This is a genomic window from Streptomyces sp. NPDC002324, assembly GCF_053593335.1.
Genome location: NZ_JBSFCF010000007.1, coordinates 50,156 through 64,528, shown reverse-complemented (window position 1 = coordinate 64,528; position 14,373 = coordinate 50,156). Strand labels below are relative to the sequence as shown.

The following is a 14,373-nucleotide window of genomic DNA, read 5'->3' as shown; positions in this document are numbered from 1 at the left end:
GCGCGGGGACCCGATAAAGACCCCCTTCGCCCTCCTGTCCCAGGACTCCCACGCGCCGCTCCCGCGAAACGCCGCTCAGACACCCGTCCGGCGGGTCAGGTGCAGCAGGTACTCCTTGCGGTCGAGAGGATTGAGGTCGGTACGCGGCCGGGAGGGGACGGCCGCACAGCCGACGGGCGCATAGTGGTCGAACGCCGTCTCCAGCTCACCCTCCCCGTTGGTCGGTCCGGGCAGCCGCTGCTCCAGCGCGTGCACCCGGGCGGCGGGCACCAGCCCCTCCAGCCGTACGGCCGCCCCGCTCGTCCGGGTCTGCCGGGGTACGGCACGCAGCGCGGCGAGCACCGGCAGCACCGCGCCCAGGGTGTCCGCCGGGGCGTCGACCCGGAAGCGGTGCATCGGCTCGTGGACGCGGGTGCCGGCCCGCCGCAGGGCGTCCGTCAGCACCAGCGGGGTCAGCCCGCGGAAGTCCGCGCCCGTGCTCGACATGCTCTTGTCGAAGCCCTGGTGGGCGTGGCTCTGCCGGGGCGAGTAGCCGGAGTGCGTCATCGTGACCGTGCAGTCGGGGACCCGCCAGCCGTGCAGCCCCTGCTCCAGCGTCTCCCGGACGGTGTCCTCGACGGCCTTGAAGAAGGCGTACGGCATGGACCCCAGCTCCACCTCCAGCCGGAAGGCGACCCCGGAGCCGACCGGCGCCGGTTCCACCCGCAGCCCGATCGTCGCGAGGAAGGGGTTGCCGTCCTTCTTGTTGAACTCGACGGCCGCGCCGACCCCGGCGAGACGCTCGACGCAGATGGTCGTCGTCTCGCGGAAGGCGACGTCGAGGCCGTACTCGTCGGCGAGCGTCGCCTGCACCACCTCCTTCTGCACCTCCCCGTACAGCGACACGGACATCTCCCGCCGGAGTTCGTCGTGGCGCAGGCCGATCAGCGGGTCCTGCTCGGCGAGTTGGGTGAGGGCGAGGTGCAGGGCGGCGCCGTCCTCGGCGCGGGCGGGGAGGACGACCGTTTCGAGGGTGGGCGGGGCGAAGTGGTGCCCGTAGGCCGCCGCCCGCTCCCGGGGCGCGCCGACGGTGTCGCCGATCCGGATGTCGGCGAGGCCCCACAGCCGGGCGATCCGGCCCGCCGACACGGCGCTCGCGCGCACGTCCGCGCCGCCTTCGAAGACGCTGATCGCGGTGACCTTGCCTTCGCGGGCGCCGTCACGGAAGGCCAGTCGGTCGCGGACGCGTACGGTTCCGGCGAACATCCGCACATAGGCGATCTTCTCGCCCGCCGGGCCGCGCTCGACCTTGAAGACGGTGCCGGAGGGCGGGGCCGCCGCTTCTCCGTCTCCGCCGCCCTCCGTGTCGCCCCCATGGTCCGCGTCCGTCGAGGGCAGCAACTCCCGTATGCCGTCGACGAGTTCGGCGATCCCCGATCCCGTGATCGCCGAGCCGTGGAACACCGGGTGGACCAGGGCCCCGCCGGTCCGGGCGGCGAGGGCCGAGCGCAGCCGGGCCTCGGGGACGGCCGTCTCGTCGTCGACGTAGGCGGCGAGCAGGTCGTCGTCGTACTCGGCGAGGAGTTCGAGGAGCCGGGGCGGGAGAGGGTCGTAGGGGAGGAAGTGGGCCTCGGGTGTGCCGAGTTCGGCGACCTCGCCCATGGGGACGATCGCCGGGGTGAGGCGTGCCGCGATGCTCTCCAGCAGGTCCTGGTGGCGCGCGCCCCGGCGGTCGAGCTTGTTGACGAAGATCAGCGTGGGGATGCGCAGGCGTCGCAGGGTGCGCATCAGGACCCGGGTCTGCGCCTGAACCCCTTCGACGGCCGAGACGACCAGGACGGCGCCGTCGAGCACGTCGAGCACGCGCTCCACCTCGGCGATGAAGTCGGGGTGGCCGGGGGTGTCGATGAGGTTGACGGTGAGATCGTCGATCGCGAACGAGACGACGGCGGACTTGATGGTGATGCCGCGTCGCCGTTCCAGGGCGAGGGTGTCCGTGCGGGTGCTGCCGTCGTCGACGCTGCCGATCTCGTCGATGACTCCGACGGTGTGCAGCAGGCGTTCGGTCAGGCTGGTCTTACCTGCGTCGACGTGCGCGAGGATGCCGAGGTTGAGCGTGCGTGACAAGCGTCATGTCCTTCGAAATGGGGTGCATTCCTTCCTGGTGGGACATGGACGCTGCGCGCATCGGGGGCTCTCCTTGATCGCTCGGGGGTTCCTTCGCAGTGAAGCAGAGCGGTTTGCGCGGTCGCAAATGGTTTCCGGGCCCCCGGCGGGCGGTGCGGGCCGAGTCGGCGGACGCTGGAGGCACGGGGCGGTGGCGAGAGGAGCGGGTCCGTGCGTGAGGTTCTTCCGGCGCTCGGCGCCTGGTACGCGGCGGGCTCCCCCTTCGGGCTGGCCACGGTCGTCGCGGTCAGCCGCAGCGCGCCGCGCGGGCCGGGGGCCGCCATGGCGGTCGGGCCCGGTGACGAGGTCGTGGGCAGCGTCTCCGGAGGGTGTGTGGAGGGCGCGGTGTTCGAGCTGGCCCGGGAGGTCGTGGCGTCCGGGGAGGCGCGGCTGGAGACCTTCGGTTACAGCGACGAGGACGCGTTCGCGGAGGGGCTGACGTGCGGTGGGGAGATCACGCTGCTGGTGCGGCGGGTGACGGCGGCCGAGGACCTCGCCTTCGGGCGGGTCGCGGAGTCCGTGGGCGTCGGGCACCCGGTGACCGTGGCGACCGTGCTCGACGGCCCGGCCCCGCGCGGCGCCACCCTCGCCGTGTGGCCGGACGCCGCGCCCGCCGCCCCGGGCACCCTCGGCACGCTCGGTTCGGCGGGGCTGGACGTGGCCGTCGTCGACGACGCGCGGGGTGAGCTGGCCCAGGGTGCCACCGGGCGACGGCACTACGGGCCGCACGGCGAGCGGCGCGAGGACTCGGTCACCGTCTTCCTGCACTCCTTCGCGCCGCCGCCCCGCATGCTGGTGTTCGGCGCGATCGACTACGCGGCGGCGGTCGCCCGTATCGGCGACTTCCTGGGCTACCGCGTCACGGTGTGCGACGCCCGCCCGGTCTTCGCCACCCCGAAGCGCTTCCCCGCCGCCGTCGAGGTGGTCGTCGACTGGCCCCACCGCTATCTGCGCGGCACGCGGACCGACGACCGCACGGTGATCTGCGTCCTCACTCATGACCCCAAGTTCGACGTGCCGCTTCTGCGGGAGGCGTTGCGCCGGCCGGCCGCGTACATCGGGGCGATGGGCAGCCGCCGTACGCACGACGACCGGGCGCGGCGGCTGCGGGAGGCGGGGCTCGACGCGGCCGAGCTGTCCCGGCTGCGCTCCCCGGTCGGCCTGGACCTCGGCGCCCGTACGCCGGAGGAGGTGGCCGTGTCCGTGGCGGCGGAGATCGTCGCGCTGAGGTGGGGCGGCAGCGGGGTGCCCCTGACGGCGACGACCGGGATGATCCATCCCCCGCCGGACCCGTCCCGGTGAGCCCGGGGGCGAGGGCCTCGGTCAGGTCCCCGGTCAGGTCCGGGGCGGCAGTCGGTGCAGCCGGACGTCCGTGAGCCGGCCGTCAGCGGCCGTCGCCGTCATGTAGGTGCAGTGGGGCTGGCGGCGGCGGTCGGTCGGGGAGCCGGGGTTGAGCAGGCGCAGGCCGGTGGCCGTGGTCGTGTCCCAGGGGATGTGACTGTGGCCGAAGACGAGGACGTCGGTCCCGGGGAAGCGGGCGGCGCAGCGCGGCTCGCGGCCCTGGGCGGGACCCGTCTCGTGGACGACGGCGAGGCGTAGCCCGGCCAGTTCGGCGTGGGCGACCTCGGGGAGGCGGGCGCGCAGGGCGGGGCCGTCGTTGTTGCCGTACACGGCGATCAGCCGGCGTGCACGGGTCTCCAGGAGGTCGAGGGTGTCCTCGTCGACCCAGTCGCCGGCGTGGACGACCACGTCGGCCTCCGCGATCTCGGCGAGAAGCCGCTCGGGCAGCGCCTTGGCGCGCTTGGGCAGGTGGGTGTCGGTCGTCAGCAGGAGGCGCACGGAGACAGGGTCGCATCCGGCGAGGGCCGTACGCCGTCGGCGGCGCGGGAGCCACCGGGCGGGCGCGCGTCACGCGACAGCACCCGCACCGACACCCGGCCCCGCACGCGCAGCCGCGTCCGCACGCACACCGACCCGCCGGCCGCTCGGCCGGTCCGGCCGGTACCCGCCTCAGTCGAGGGGGATCTCCGCCCACACCTGCTTCCCGCCGCTGACGGGGACGGTGCCCCAGGCCGTGGACATGGCCTCGACGAGGAGAATGCCGCGGCCGCCGGTGGCCTCCCAGCCGATGACCGTGGGCTTCGCCGGCGTACGCGGGGAGGAGTCGGCGACCGCGACGCGCAGACGGTCGGCCAGGAGGGTGAGATCGAGGCGCACGCGGCCGTCGGTGTGGACGAGGGCGTTGGTGACGAGTTCGGAGACGACGAGGAGCACGGTGTCGGCCGTGGACTCCACGCCCCAGCGGCGCAGGACGCGCCGGGTGTAGCGGCGGGCCTGGCCGACCGCCTGGGGGACCCGCCAGACGCTCCAGTTCTCGCGCTGGGGGCGCAGGGCCATGCCGTCGTAGCGCACGAGGAGCAGGGCCACGTCGTCGTCGCGGTTGGCGCCGCCGAGCAGGGTGTCGGCGACCACGCCGAGGTGGGCGGGGTCGGCGGCGGCCAGTTCGGCGGCGAGATGGTCGAGGCCGTCCTCCACGTCGACGTCGGCGGACTCCACGAGGCCGTCGGTGGTGAGGGCCAGCAGTGTGCCGGGGGCCAGCCGCAGGGGGCTCATCGGGAAGTCGGCGCGCATGACGACGCCGAGCGGCGGTCCGCCCTCCGACTCGCTGATCTCGGTGGAGCCGTCCGGGTGACGCACCACCGGCGGGATGTGTCCGGCGCGCACGTACCAGGCGGACCCCTCCTCCATGTCGATGTCGACGTAGCAGCAGGTGGCGAAGAGGTCGGTCTCCATGTCCATGAGGAGCCGGTTGGCGTGCGAGACCACGACGTCCGGGGGGTGCCCCTCGACGGCGTAGGCGCGCAGGGCGGTGCGCATCTGGCCCATGAGAGTGGCGGCGCCCGCGTTGTGGCCCTGGACGTCGCCGATGACGAGGGCGACGTGGTTGTCCGGGAGCGGGATGACGTCGTACCAGTCGCCGCCGACCTCCAGACCGGCGGTCGTGGGCAGATACCGGGCGACGGCGACCGCGCCCGGCAGCTGGGGCAGCCGGCGCGGCAGGAGGGTGCGCTGGAGCATGCCGACGAGTTCGTGCTCGGCGTCGAAGGCGTGGGCCCGCATCAGGGCCTGCCCGGCGAGGCCCGAGGCCGCGGTGAGCAGGGCGCGCTCCTCGGGGCCGAAGTCGTGGGGGTTGTCCCAGCCGATCAGACAGGCCCCGGCCATCCGGCCCCCGGCGGGCAGCGGGAGGACGGCCAGGCCGCCGGGGCCGACCTCGGCGAGGGCGGGCTCCAGATCGGCGCCGGCGGGCCAGATCCCGGCGCGTCCCTCGCGGATTGCGGTGGCGAGGGTCGGCATGGTGCGCACGGGCGCGTCGGGCCACTCGGAGCGCCATTCGGAGCGCCACACCTCGGGCCAGACCTCCGGCTGCGGCGGATCGAGGACGGTGACGACCAGGCGGTCTCCCTCCAGCTCGGCGAGGGCGATCCGGTCGGCCCGCAGCGGCTTGCGCAGGGCGGTCACCACGGCCTGGCTGACGTCACGGACCGTGCCGGCGGTGGCCAGGGAGGCGGCGAGGCGCTGGATGCGGGCCACGTCGCCGCGGCCGGTGCGCAGGGTGGAGGCGTCGGCGACGGTGCCGACGAGGCGGGCGGGCCGGTCCTCGCCGCCGGGCAGGATCCGGCCGCGCAGCCGGAGCCACTTCTGCTCCCCCGAGGGCTGCAGGATGCGGAACTCCAGCTCCCGGTCGCCGATCGACATGTGATCCGCCTCCACGACGGACATCAGCGCGGGCAGGTCCTCGGGCACGGTGAGCGCGATCAGGGTCTCCACCCGGCCGTCGAAGTCGTCCGGGCCCATGCCGAACAGTTCCAGCAGCCCCTCGTCGACCTCCACCCGCCCGGTGTCCATGGCCAGGTCGAACGAGGCGCCGGGTCCGGCGGGCGGCGCGGGTGCGGAGCTGGTGACCGCCTCGGCGAGCAGGTCGAGGCACTGCCGGTCCTCGGACCCGAAGGCGTCCGCGCCGTCGCCGACGGCGACGAGGCAGCCGCGTTCACGCAGCGGAAGCACGCCCAGTGAGAAGTCCTCGGCGTGGGCCCGGCGGACGTCGGCGTCGTGCTGGAGGTCGGCGGGGGCGAGCCAGCGCCGCCGGCCCGAACGGCACACCTCGGCGACCGGGGCGGTACCCGCCGCCGGATAGCTGTCCCGGAGCCCGTACAGGTTCCTCGGGACGCCGGCGGAGCCGGCCAGCAGCAGCGCCTGGCCCTCGCCGTCCGGGAGGTACACGGCGGCGACGGTCGCACTCGTGAACACGAGCACCTGTTCGAGGATGGCGTGCAGCCGCTCGTGCGGATCGAGATGGCCGCCGAGCGACTTGAGCGCGAGTTCGGCACGCAGCGTCCTCGTTCCGCGTTCCGCAGCGCCTGCACTGACCACGTCCGCAATTACAGCGCTTCCGGCACGGTCGCGCAGCCCCTGGGACCGTTCCGCCGGGTCGGCGGCCCGCCGCGGGCTGCCCGTTTCGAAGAACGTCGAACACATCTTTACGCGTGCGTTCCGCACGGTGAGCGCGTGACAGCCGTGACGGGTTTCTGGTGACAGCCGTGACTGTCGGGCGCGTCGGCGGGCTGGAAGGCTCGTCGTCACTTGGCCCAGGGAGCGACGGCACACGACCCGGGGGAACCGGCATGGACAAGCGGTACGAGGCGTACGCGCTCGCCGACAGACACTTCTACGAGACACCGGACCGGCTCTCGGCCGGCGACCGCGCCGGCGCGGCGGCTCCCGGTTACGCGACCGCCGGGCGCGCGGTCCCCGAGGGCTGGCGGGCCGCCCGGATCGGGGACTGGCTGACGCTGACACCGGTCGACGACGGCGGGCGGCCCCGTCCCGGGCCCACCCAGGGATGGAAGGTGCACGCCTCCGCCACTCGGGGGAACGCGGACCGGATCGCGGCGATCGTGTGGGACTACTGCGTGACCCGCGGCATCCCGTTCAAGTTCGTGCCGGGCCCGCATCTGCTGCATCTGCGCAACGCCAAGTACGCGGCCCGCGACACCAGCGGCAAGTTCGTCACGGTCTACCCGGCCGACGAGGAGCAGCTGCACCTCGTCCTGTGCGAGCTGGGCGACCTCCTCAAGGGCCTCGACGGGCCGTACATCCTCACGGACCTGCGCTGGAACGAGGGACCGCTGTACGTCCGCTACGGCGCCTTCGCCCGCTCCTTCGTCGTCGACGAGCGCGGCACGCTCGTCCCGGCCGTCCGCGACGGCGCGGGCACCCTGGTGCCGGACCAGCGCAAGCCGACCTTCCATGTGCCCGCGTGGGTGACCCTGCCCGCGTTCCTGGAGCCGCAGCTGGCGGCGCGCAACACGACCACCGTCGGCGATCTGCCGTACCGCATCGACAAGGCCCTGCACTTCTCCAACGGCGGCGGGGTGTACGTCGGCACGGACACCCGTGACGGCCGCCGGGTCGTCCTCAAGGAGGGGCGCCCGCACGCCGGGCTGGCCGCCGACGGGGCCGACGCGGTGACCCGGCTGGAGCGGGAGAAGGACGCGCTGGAGCGGCTGGCCGGGCTGGGGGTGGTGCCCGAGGTGCGCGACTGGTTCACGCTCGGCGACCACCGCTTCCTCGTCATGGACTTCGTCGAGGGCCGCCCGCTGAATTCCTGCGTCGCCGAACGGCACCCCCTGCTGGCCCCGGACCCCGAGCCGGACGCGGTCGCCGCGTACACGGCCTGGGCGCTGCACGTGCACCGGGCCGTCGAGGAGGCGGTGGCGGCGGTGCACTCGCGCGGGATCGTCTTCAACGACCTGCACGTCTTCAACATCATGGTCGCGCCCGACGATCGGTCGGTGTCCCTCCTCGACTTCGAGGCGGCGGCGCCCGCCGAGGACGACGGCCGCCAGACCGTCGCCCACCCCGGCTTCCTCGCGCCCCCGGACCGCACCGGCCAGGACGTCGACCGCTACGCCCTGGCGTGTCTGCGCCTCGCGCTGTTCCTGCCGGTCACGTCCCTGTTCGTGGTGGAGCGGGAGAAGGCCGCCCATCTGGCCACGGTGATCGCCGAGCAGTTCCCGGCGGTGCCGCGCGCGTTCCTCGACGAGGCGGTCGCGGAGATCACCCGCGCGGGCGGCGCCGCCGGCCACCGGCCGGCCGGCGCACGGGGGACACGCGCCCCGGAGGGCGACTGGTCCCTCGCCGAGCCCGGGGACTGGCCGTACAGCCGTGACTCGATGGTCAAGGCGATCCTGGCCTCGGCCACGCCGGAGCGCGACGACCGGCTCTTTCCCGGGGACGTCGCCCAGTTCTCCGACGGCGGCGGACTCGGCCTCGCGCACGGAGCGGCGGGCGTCCTGTACGCGCTCGCGGAGGTCGGCGCGGAGCGCTACGAGGAGGGCGAGCGCTGGCTGCTCGACCACACCGCCCCGGTGCCGATCGGGACCCCGCTCGGCCTGTACGACGGGCTCGCGGGCGTGGCCCTGACCCTGGACCGGCTGGGCCACCGGCAGCGGGCCCTGGACCTGGTCGAGCGGATCCTCGGCGAGAAGTGGCACCGGCTGTCGTCCGACCTGCGCGGGGGTCTGGCCGGGCTCGGCCTGGTGCTGGACGAGCTGGCGCGGAGCACCGGTGAGTCGGGGCTGCGGGAGCGGGCGGCCGAGGCCGCGCGCCTGCTCGTCGACCGTCTCGCCGAGCCCCGCCCGGCTCCGCCGCGCCGCCGCGCCGGCCTGCTGCGCGGCGCGAGCGGTCCCGCCCTGTTCCTGCTGCGCCGGTACGAGGCGACGGGTGATCCCGCGCTGCTCGCCTCGGCCGGTGAGGCGCTGCGGCAGGACCTGGAGTGCCTGGTCGAGCAGAAGAACGGCGGTCTGGCCGTCGACGAGGGATGGCGGACGATGCCGTATCTCGGCGACGGGAGCGTGGGCGTCGGCATGGTGCTCGACGACTACACGGCCGCGGCCGGCACCGCGACGGACGGACCCGGGGCGGGTGCCTTCGGAACGGGCGCCTTCGCGGCGGCCGTCTCCCGGGCGGAGGACGCCATGGCCCGGGGAACCCTCGGCGTGGAGAGCTTCGCGGAGGGCTTCGCCCGGATCCGTGCGGGCGTCCTGGCCGCCGCGACCTACCGTTTCTACGCTCAGCCGGGGCTGTTCGAGGGTCGCGCCGGGATGATCCTGCACCTCGCCCGGACGGGCGCCCCGCGCGAGGCGCTGACGGAACAGATCGCCGCGCTCGGCTGGCACTCCATGCCGTACGAGGGGCAACTGGCCTTCCCCGGCAACCACTTGATGCGGCTCTCCATGGACCTCGGTACCGGGACGGCGGGTTGCCTGCTGGCGCTCGGCGCGGCACACGCCGCCGACGACGCCACGGCGCATCTTCCGTTCCTGCCGCCGCTACGACGGCGGCCCCTATGACGCGGTTCCGCCACCCGGCGGAGTCGTGACGCAACACCCCCGTCCCCAAGGCCCCTGAGCGGGCCACGACCGAAAGGAATCGACATGGCACTCCTCGACCTGCAGACGATGGAAGCCGACGAGACGACCGGCACCGGCGGGCCCAGCTCCCTGAGCGTCCTGTCCTGTGTGAGCGCGGCCAGCATCACGCTCTGCCTCTGACCCGGCCGGGGCGTCCGGGTGCTCCCGGGCGTCCGTCGGACCGGCACGGCGGCTGAGCCGCGCCGACGGCTCCGGACGGTTCCTCTCCCCTGCCTGGGGAGGGGCCGTCCGGGGCTCACTCACCTCCGCGTCACTGTCACACGGCGGTGGTGCGACCTCCGTCTCCGCCCCTTCGCCCCCTTCGTCCCTCCGCCCCTTCGTCCGGTCATCCCGGTCACCCGGTCATCCCACGTCAGGACGGGTATGACGACCTTCTCCGAAGCCGGCGCCCCCGGCCCGGCCGCCGCGTCCCTCTCCCTGCCGCGCTCCATTGTCCGGCACTCCGGCCCCCGTGGTGCGGTCCTGGCACTCGTGTCCATGACCGCGACGGGGGCGAACCTGTCGCTGCCGCTCGCCCTCGGGCGGGCCCTGGATCTGCTGCTGGCCGGCGACCCGGGCGCCTCGCGCCGGGTGCTGTGGTGCGCCGGGCTGGTTCTCGCCGTCGCCGCCCTGGACGCGGTCGAGACCGTCCTCGCCGGGACCACGAACGCCCGGTCCACCGCCTGGCTCCGCCACCGCACGATCGGACACGTACTGGCGGTGGGACCACGGGCCGTCGGCCGGTTCGGGCCGGGGGACCTGGTGGCCCGGCTCGTCGGGAACGCGGCCCAGGCGGGAACGGCGCCCGCCACCGTCGCCGCGCTTCTCGCGGCGCTCGTCGGGCCGTTGGGCGCGGTGGTGGCCCTGGGCCTGATCGACCCGTCCCTCGCGGTGGTGTTCCTGGTCGGAGCGCCGCTGCTCGCGCTGCTGCTGCGCGCGCTCGCCCGGGACTCCTCCGACTGCGTCGCGCGTTATCAGCGGGCCCAGGGGCGTGTCGCGGGCGGCCTGGCCGAGGCCGTCGCCGGACACCGCACGATCGCCGCCGCGGGCATCGCCGACCGGACCGTCGCCCGCGTCCTTCGCCCCCTGCCCGAACTCTCCCGCGCAGGGCACCGGATGTGGCGGGTCCAGGGCCGGGCCGCCGCGCGAGCGGCCGCCGTGGCACCCCTGCTGCAGCTCTCCGTCGTGGCCACCGCGGGCGTCCTGATGACCCGGGACCGTCTGTCCGTGGGCGAGTTGCTCGCCGCGTCCCGCTACGCGGTGCTGGCCGCCGGCATCGGCGTCCTGGTCGGCCATGTCTCGGGCCTCGTCCGCGCCCGGGCGGGGTCGGACCGGCTCGCCGAGATCCTGACCGAGCCCCCGACCGCGTACGGCGAACGGCTGCTCCCGCCGCCGGGGCGGGGCGCCCCCGAGGGGCGGCTGGAACTGCGCTCCGTGACCGTCCGCCGCGGGGGGCGCACCGTGCTGGACGGGGTCGATCTCGTCGTACCGGGCGGGACCACGCTGGCCGTCGTGGGCCGGTCCGGAGCGGGCAAGTCGCTGCTCGCGGCCGTCGCGGGGCGGCTCACGGACCCGGACGAGGGAGAGGTACGGCTCGACGGGGTGCCCCTGCCCGAACTGGACCGCCGGGAGCTGCGCCGGGCGATCACCCACGCCTTCGAACGCCCGGCCCTGCTGGGCGAGTCCGTGGAGGACACCATCGCCTTCGGTGTCCCCCGGCCCTCCCCCGCCCGCGTCCGGGAAGCGGCCCGCGCCGCGCACGCCGACGCCTTCGTCCGGCGCCTCCCCGACGGCTACGCCACCCCGTGCGCCGACGCCCCCCTGTCGGGCGGGGAGGTCCAACGCCTCGGTCTCGCCCGGGCGTTCGCCCGCGACAGCCGGCTCCTCGTGCTCGACGACGCCCTCTCCAGCCTCGACACCGTCACCGAGCAGCACATCACCGCCGCGCTGCTGCGCCCCACCGGCGGCAGCCGCCTGATCGTCGCCCACCGCGCCACCACGGCCGCCCGCGCGGACACGGTGGCATGGCTGGACGGGGGGAGGGTCCGGGCGGTGGGGCCCCACGCCACGTTGTGGCGGACGGCGGCGTACCGGGAGCTGTTCGCAGAGGGGGGCGAGGAGGGCGTCTCCGCCTCGTCCGGCGCGGGCGGGGCGAAGGCCGCCGAGGACGACATACCCCCGTACGGCGGTTCGTGATGGGCGACCGGGACGAACGTCGACCGACCGACCGGCCGGCCACCGGACCCGGCCGGTCGGGACAACCGATCCCTCCACCCGGCCTCCCCCGTCGCGGCTTCCGCTTTCTCCGGCGCCGGGCGCGGGTCGTCGTCACGCTGGTGCTGTGGTCCGTGCTGGAGACGGTGCAGACGTTTCTGACGGGGTACGCGCTGGCGCGGGCCCTCGACGAGGGGTTCCTGGCCGGGCGCGCGGGCGTCGGGCTGGGGTGGCTCGGGGTCGGGGCGGGGGCGGTGCTGGTCGGGGCGTTCGGGACCGGGCGGGTGTACGGGGGTGTGGCGGGGCTGGTGGAGCCGTTGCGGGACCGGCTGGTGCGCGGGGTGGTCGGGCGGGGGGTGCGGGAGGCGGACGGCGGGGCCCTGTCCGGGCTCACCCAGCAGGTGGAGATCGCCCGGGACACCTTCGCCGGGCTGGTGATGGTGTCGCGCTCGTTCCTGTTCACCGCCGCCGGGGCGCTCGTCGGACTCTTCTCGCTGGCGCCGCCGCTGCTGCTCGTGGTGGCGCCCCCGCTGGTCGCGGGCGTGGCCCTCTTCCTGGCGACGCTCAGGCCGCTGGCCCGACGGCAGGAGACCTTCCTCGTCGCCGACGAGGCGCTCGCCGACCGGCTCGGCGACGTCTGCCCCGGGCTGCGCGACATCACGGCGGCCGGCGCGGAGGACATCGTCGCCGCAGACACCGGCCGTCGCGTCGACGCCGAGCACCGGGCCGCCCGCGCGCTGGCCCGCTGGGGCGTCGTCCGCGTCGCCGCCCTCGCGATCGGCGGCCATCTGCCCGTCGTCCTGCTGCTGGCCACCACACCCTGGCTCGTGGCCCGGGGCGTCACCGCGGGCTCCCTGATCGGCGCCCTCGCCTACGTCACCCAGTCCCTCCTGCCCGCCCTCCAGAACCTGGTCCACGGCCTCGGCACCAGCGGCTCCCGGCTCGTGGTGGTACTGCGCCGCCTGCTCCCGCCGGGCGACCCGCCTCACCCTCCCGACCCGCCGGCCACCTCGCCCCTCCCCACCCCGTCCGCTCCCGGCGGCGCTCCCGCCCTCTCCCTCTCCTCGGTCACCTTCGCCTACGGCTCCTCCGCCACCCCCGTCATCGACGACCTCAGCCTCCACATCGCCCAGGGCACGCACCTGGCCGTCGTCGGCCCCAGCGGCATCGGCAAGTCCACCCTCACGGGGCTCGCCGCGGGCCTCCTGCGCCCCCGGCACGGCACCGTCCGCTTGTGCGGGGAGCCGGTACCCGGCGCCACAGCGCATGCACATCGGGTGCTCATTCCGCAGGAGGCGTACGTCTTCGGGGGATCCCTCGCCGAAAACCTCGGCGAACTGCGGCCGAAACCCGTGCCCGAGGAGGAGCTGTGGGGCGCCGCGGAGGCCGTGGGGCTCACCGAGGTGATGGTCCGGCTGGGCGGTCCGGCCGCCGAGGTCGACCCGCGCGCGCTGTCCGCCGGGGAGCGGCAGCTCATCGCGCTGGGCCGGGCGTACCTGTCGCCGGCGCCGGTCGTGATCCTCGACGAGGCGACCTGTCACCTGGACCCGGAGGCGGAGGAGCGCGCGGAACGGGCCTTCGCCCGGCGGCCGGGCACGACCCTCGTGGTGGTCGCCCATCGCGTCAGCTCGGCCCGCCGCGCCGACCGGGTGCTGGTCATGGACGGGCGGTCCGTCGCCCACGGGGAGCACGGCGAGCTGCTGGCCCGCTCGCCGCTCTACCGGGACCTGGTCGGCGCCTGGTCCCCCGTACCGGCTCCGCCGCACCCGCGCGGCGGGCGCTGGTCAGAGCCAGCCCTCCCCCTGCGAGATCCGGATGGCGTCGATCCTGTTGCGCGCCCCGGTCTTACGGGTGATGGCGGCCATGTAGTTGCGCACGGTCCCGTGCGAAAGGTGCAGGCTGCCGGCGATCTCGGCCACCGAGGCACCCTCGGCGGCCAGGGATAACACGCTCAGCTCGCGGCGCGTGAACGGCATCTCGGCGGCCTTGAGGAACCCGAAGCCGAGGGAGTCGTCGACGAAGCGTCGCCCTCGGGCGACCTCGCGTATCGCCGACACCAGCCGCCGGGGCGAGCCCTTCTTGTCCACGTACCCGAGGGCCCCGGCCTCCGCCGCGCGTTTCAGCAGGCCGGGTCTGCCCGCGTGGGCCAGGACCAGCAGCCCGGGGGCGGGGCCGCCCGCGCCGCGCAGATCGCCGAGGGGCGGGATGCCGACCGCGTCGGCGCAGTCCAGGTCCGCCGCGCAGACGTCCGGCCGCAGGGACCGGACACGGCCCGGCGCCGCGCGCCAGGACGCGTCGTACACCACCAGGTCGGGTTCCTGGCGCAGCCACTCCGCGAGGACCGACCTGACCAGACATTCGTCGTGCACGAGCAGTACCCCGATCACGTTCGCCCTCCGCCTCCCGGCCCACCGATGTCCTCCGCCCCAAGCGCGTGCCCATTGTCGGCGTCCCCGACCACACGCCAGGGCACGGAGAACCAGCCATCGGGGGGCGTGGGGGCGCACTCACGGCGCCCGTGCGCGAGCGCGCGCATCAGGCG

At 75.0% G+C, this 14,373-nt stretch carries 8 protein-coding genes and 1 pseudogene; 5 read left to right on the top strand and 4 right to left on the bottom strand.

From position 1 onward, the window contains the following. Nucleotides 1–75: 75 nt before the first annotated feature. Complete coding sequence (locus ACWCRJ_RS12390; protein WP_450939232.1) at nucleotides 76–2,106, bottom strand: GTP-binding protein; 2,031 nt, start codon at nucleotides 2,104–2,106, stop codon at nucleotides 76–78. Nucleotides 2,107–2,316: 210 nt separating this feature from the next. Here ACWCRJ_RS12390 and ACWCRJ_RS12385 point away from each other — a divergent pair, with 210 nt between their 5' ends. Beyond that, nucleotides 2,317–3,447: an XdhC family protein gene (locus tag ACWCRJ_RS12385; protein WP_450939231.1), complete on the top strand. Its 1,131-nt coding sequence runs from the start codon at nucleotides 2,317–2,319 to the stop codon at nucleotides 3,445–3,447. 33 nt (nucleotides 3,448–3,480) lie between these two features. Here the strand turns inward: ACWCRJ_RS12385 and ACWCRJ_RS12380 are convergent, their stop codons facing one another. Both ACWCRJ_RS12380 and ACWCRJ_RS12375 read right to left on the bottom strand, forming a co-directional pair. Then, complete coding sequence (locus ACWCRJ_RS12380) at nucleotides 3,481–3,984, bottom strand: metallophosphoesterase family protein (RefSeq protein ID WP_450939230.1); 504 nt, start codon at nucleotides 3,982–3,984, stop codon at nucleotides 3,481–3,483. 171 nt (nucleotides 3,985–4,155) lie between these two features. After that, a complete protein-coding gene (locus ACWCRJ_RS12375; protein ID WP_450939229.1) occupies nucleotides 4,156–6,576 on the bottom strand; it encodes a SpoIIE family protein phosphatase in 2,421 nt (806 codons plus the stop codon). 251 nt (nucleotides 6,577–6,827) lie between these two features. Between ACWCRJ_RS12375 and lanKC the strand changes: the two genes are divergently transcribed. The 4 genes from lanKC (at nucleotide 6,828) to ACWCRJ_RS12355 (ending at nucleotide 13,777) form a co-directional block, all read left to right on the top strand. Beyond that, nucleotides 6,828–9,557: a class III lanthionine synthetase LanKC gene (lanKC, locus tag ACWCRJ_RS12370; protein ID WP_450939228.1), complete on the top strand. Its 2,730-nt coding sequence runs from the start codon at nucleotides 6,828–6,830 to the stop codon at nucleotides 9,555–9,557. An 84-nt stretch (nucleotides 9,558–9,641) separates the two neighbouring features. After that, the gene (locus ACWCRJ_RS12365; protein WP_005483995.1) at nucleotides 9,642–9,758 is read left to right on the top strand and encodes a SapB/AmfS family lanthipeptide; all 117 of its coding nucleotides are present in this window, start codon (nucleotides 9,642–9,644) and stop codon (nucleotides 9,756–9,758) included. 243 nt (nucleotides 9,759–10,001) lie between these two features. After that, the gene (locus ACWCRJ_RS12360) at nucleotides 10,002–11,813 is read left to right on the top strand and encodes an ATP-binding cassette domain-containing protein (protein WP_450939227.1); all 1,812 of its coding nucleotides are present in this window, start codon (nucleotides 10,002–10,004) and stop codon (nucleotides 11,811–11,813) included. Then, entirely contained in the window at nucleotides 11,813–13,777 is a 1,965-nt protein-coding gene (locus ACWCRJ_RS12355) for an ATP-binding cassette domain-containing protein (protein ID WP_450939226.1), read from the top strand. The genes ACWCRJ_RS12360 and ACWCRJ_RS12355 overlap by 1 nt, the downstream gene beginning before the upstream one ends. On the opposite strand, the pseudogene ACWCRJ_RS12350 reads toward ACWCRJ_RS12355, so the two are convergent. Then, nucleotides 13,700–14,200 (bottom strand): annotated as a pseudogene (locus tag ACWCRJ_RS12350) (LuxR C-terminal-related transcriptional regulator); the annotation flags it as partial. The gene ACWCRJ_RS12355 and the pseudogene ACWCRJ_RS12350 overlap by 78 nt on opposite strands. Nucleotides 14,201–14,373: the final 173 nt, after the last annotated feature.

Excerpts from the sequence above, each read along its gene's own strand:
- lanKC (WP_450939228.1), top strand. The coding sequence starts at position 6,828 with ATGGACAAGCGGTACGAGGCGTACGCGCTCGCCGACAGACACTTCTAC.
- ACWCRJ_RS12365 (WP_005483995.1), top strand. The coding sequence starts at position 9,642 with ATGGCACTCCTCGACCTGCAGACGATGGAAGCCGACGAGACGACCGGC.
- ACWCRJ_RS12360 (WP_450939227.1), top strand. The coding sequence starts at position 10,002 with ATGACGACCTTCTCCGAAGCCGGCGCCCCCGGCCCGGCCGCCGCGTCC.
- ACWCRJ_RS12355 (WP_450939226.1), top strand. The coding sequence starts at position 11,813 with ATGGGCGACCGGGACGAACGTCGACCGACCGACCGGCCGGCCACCGGA.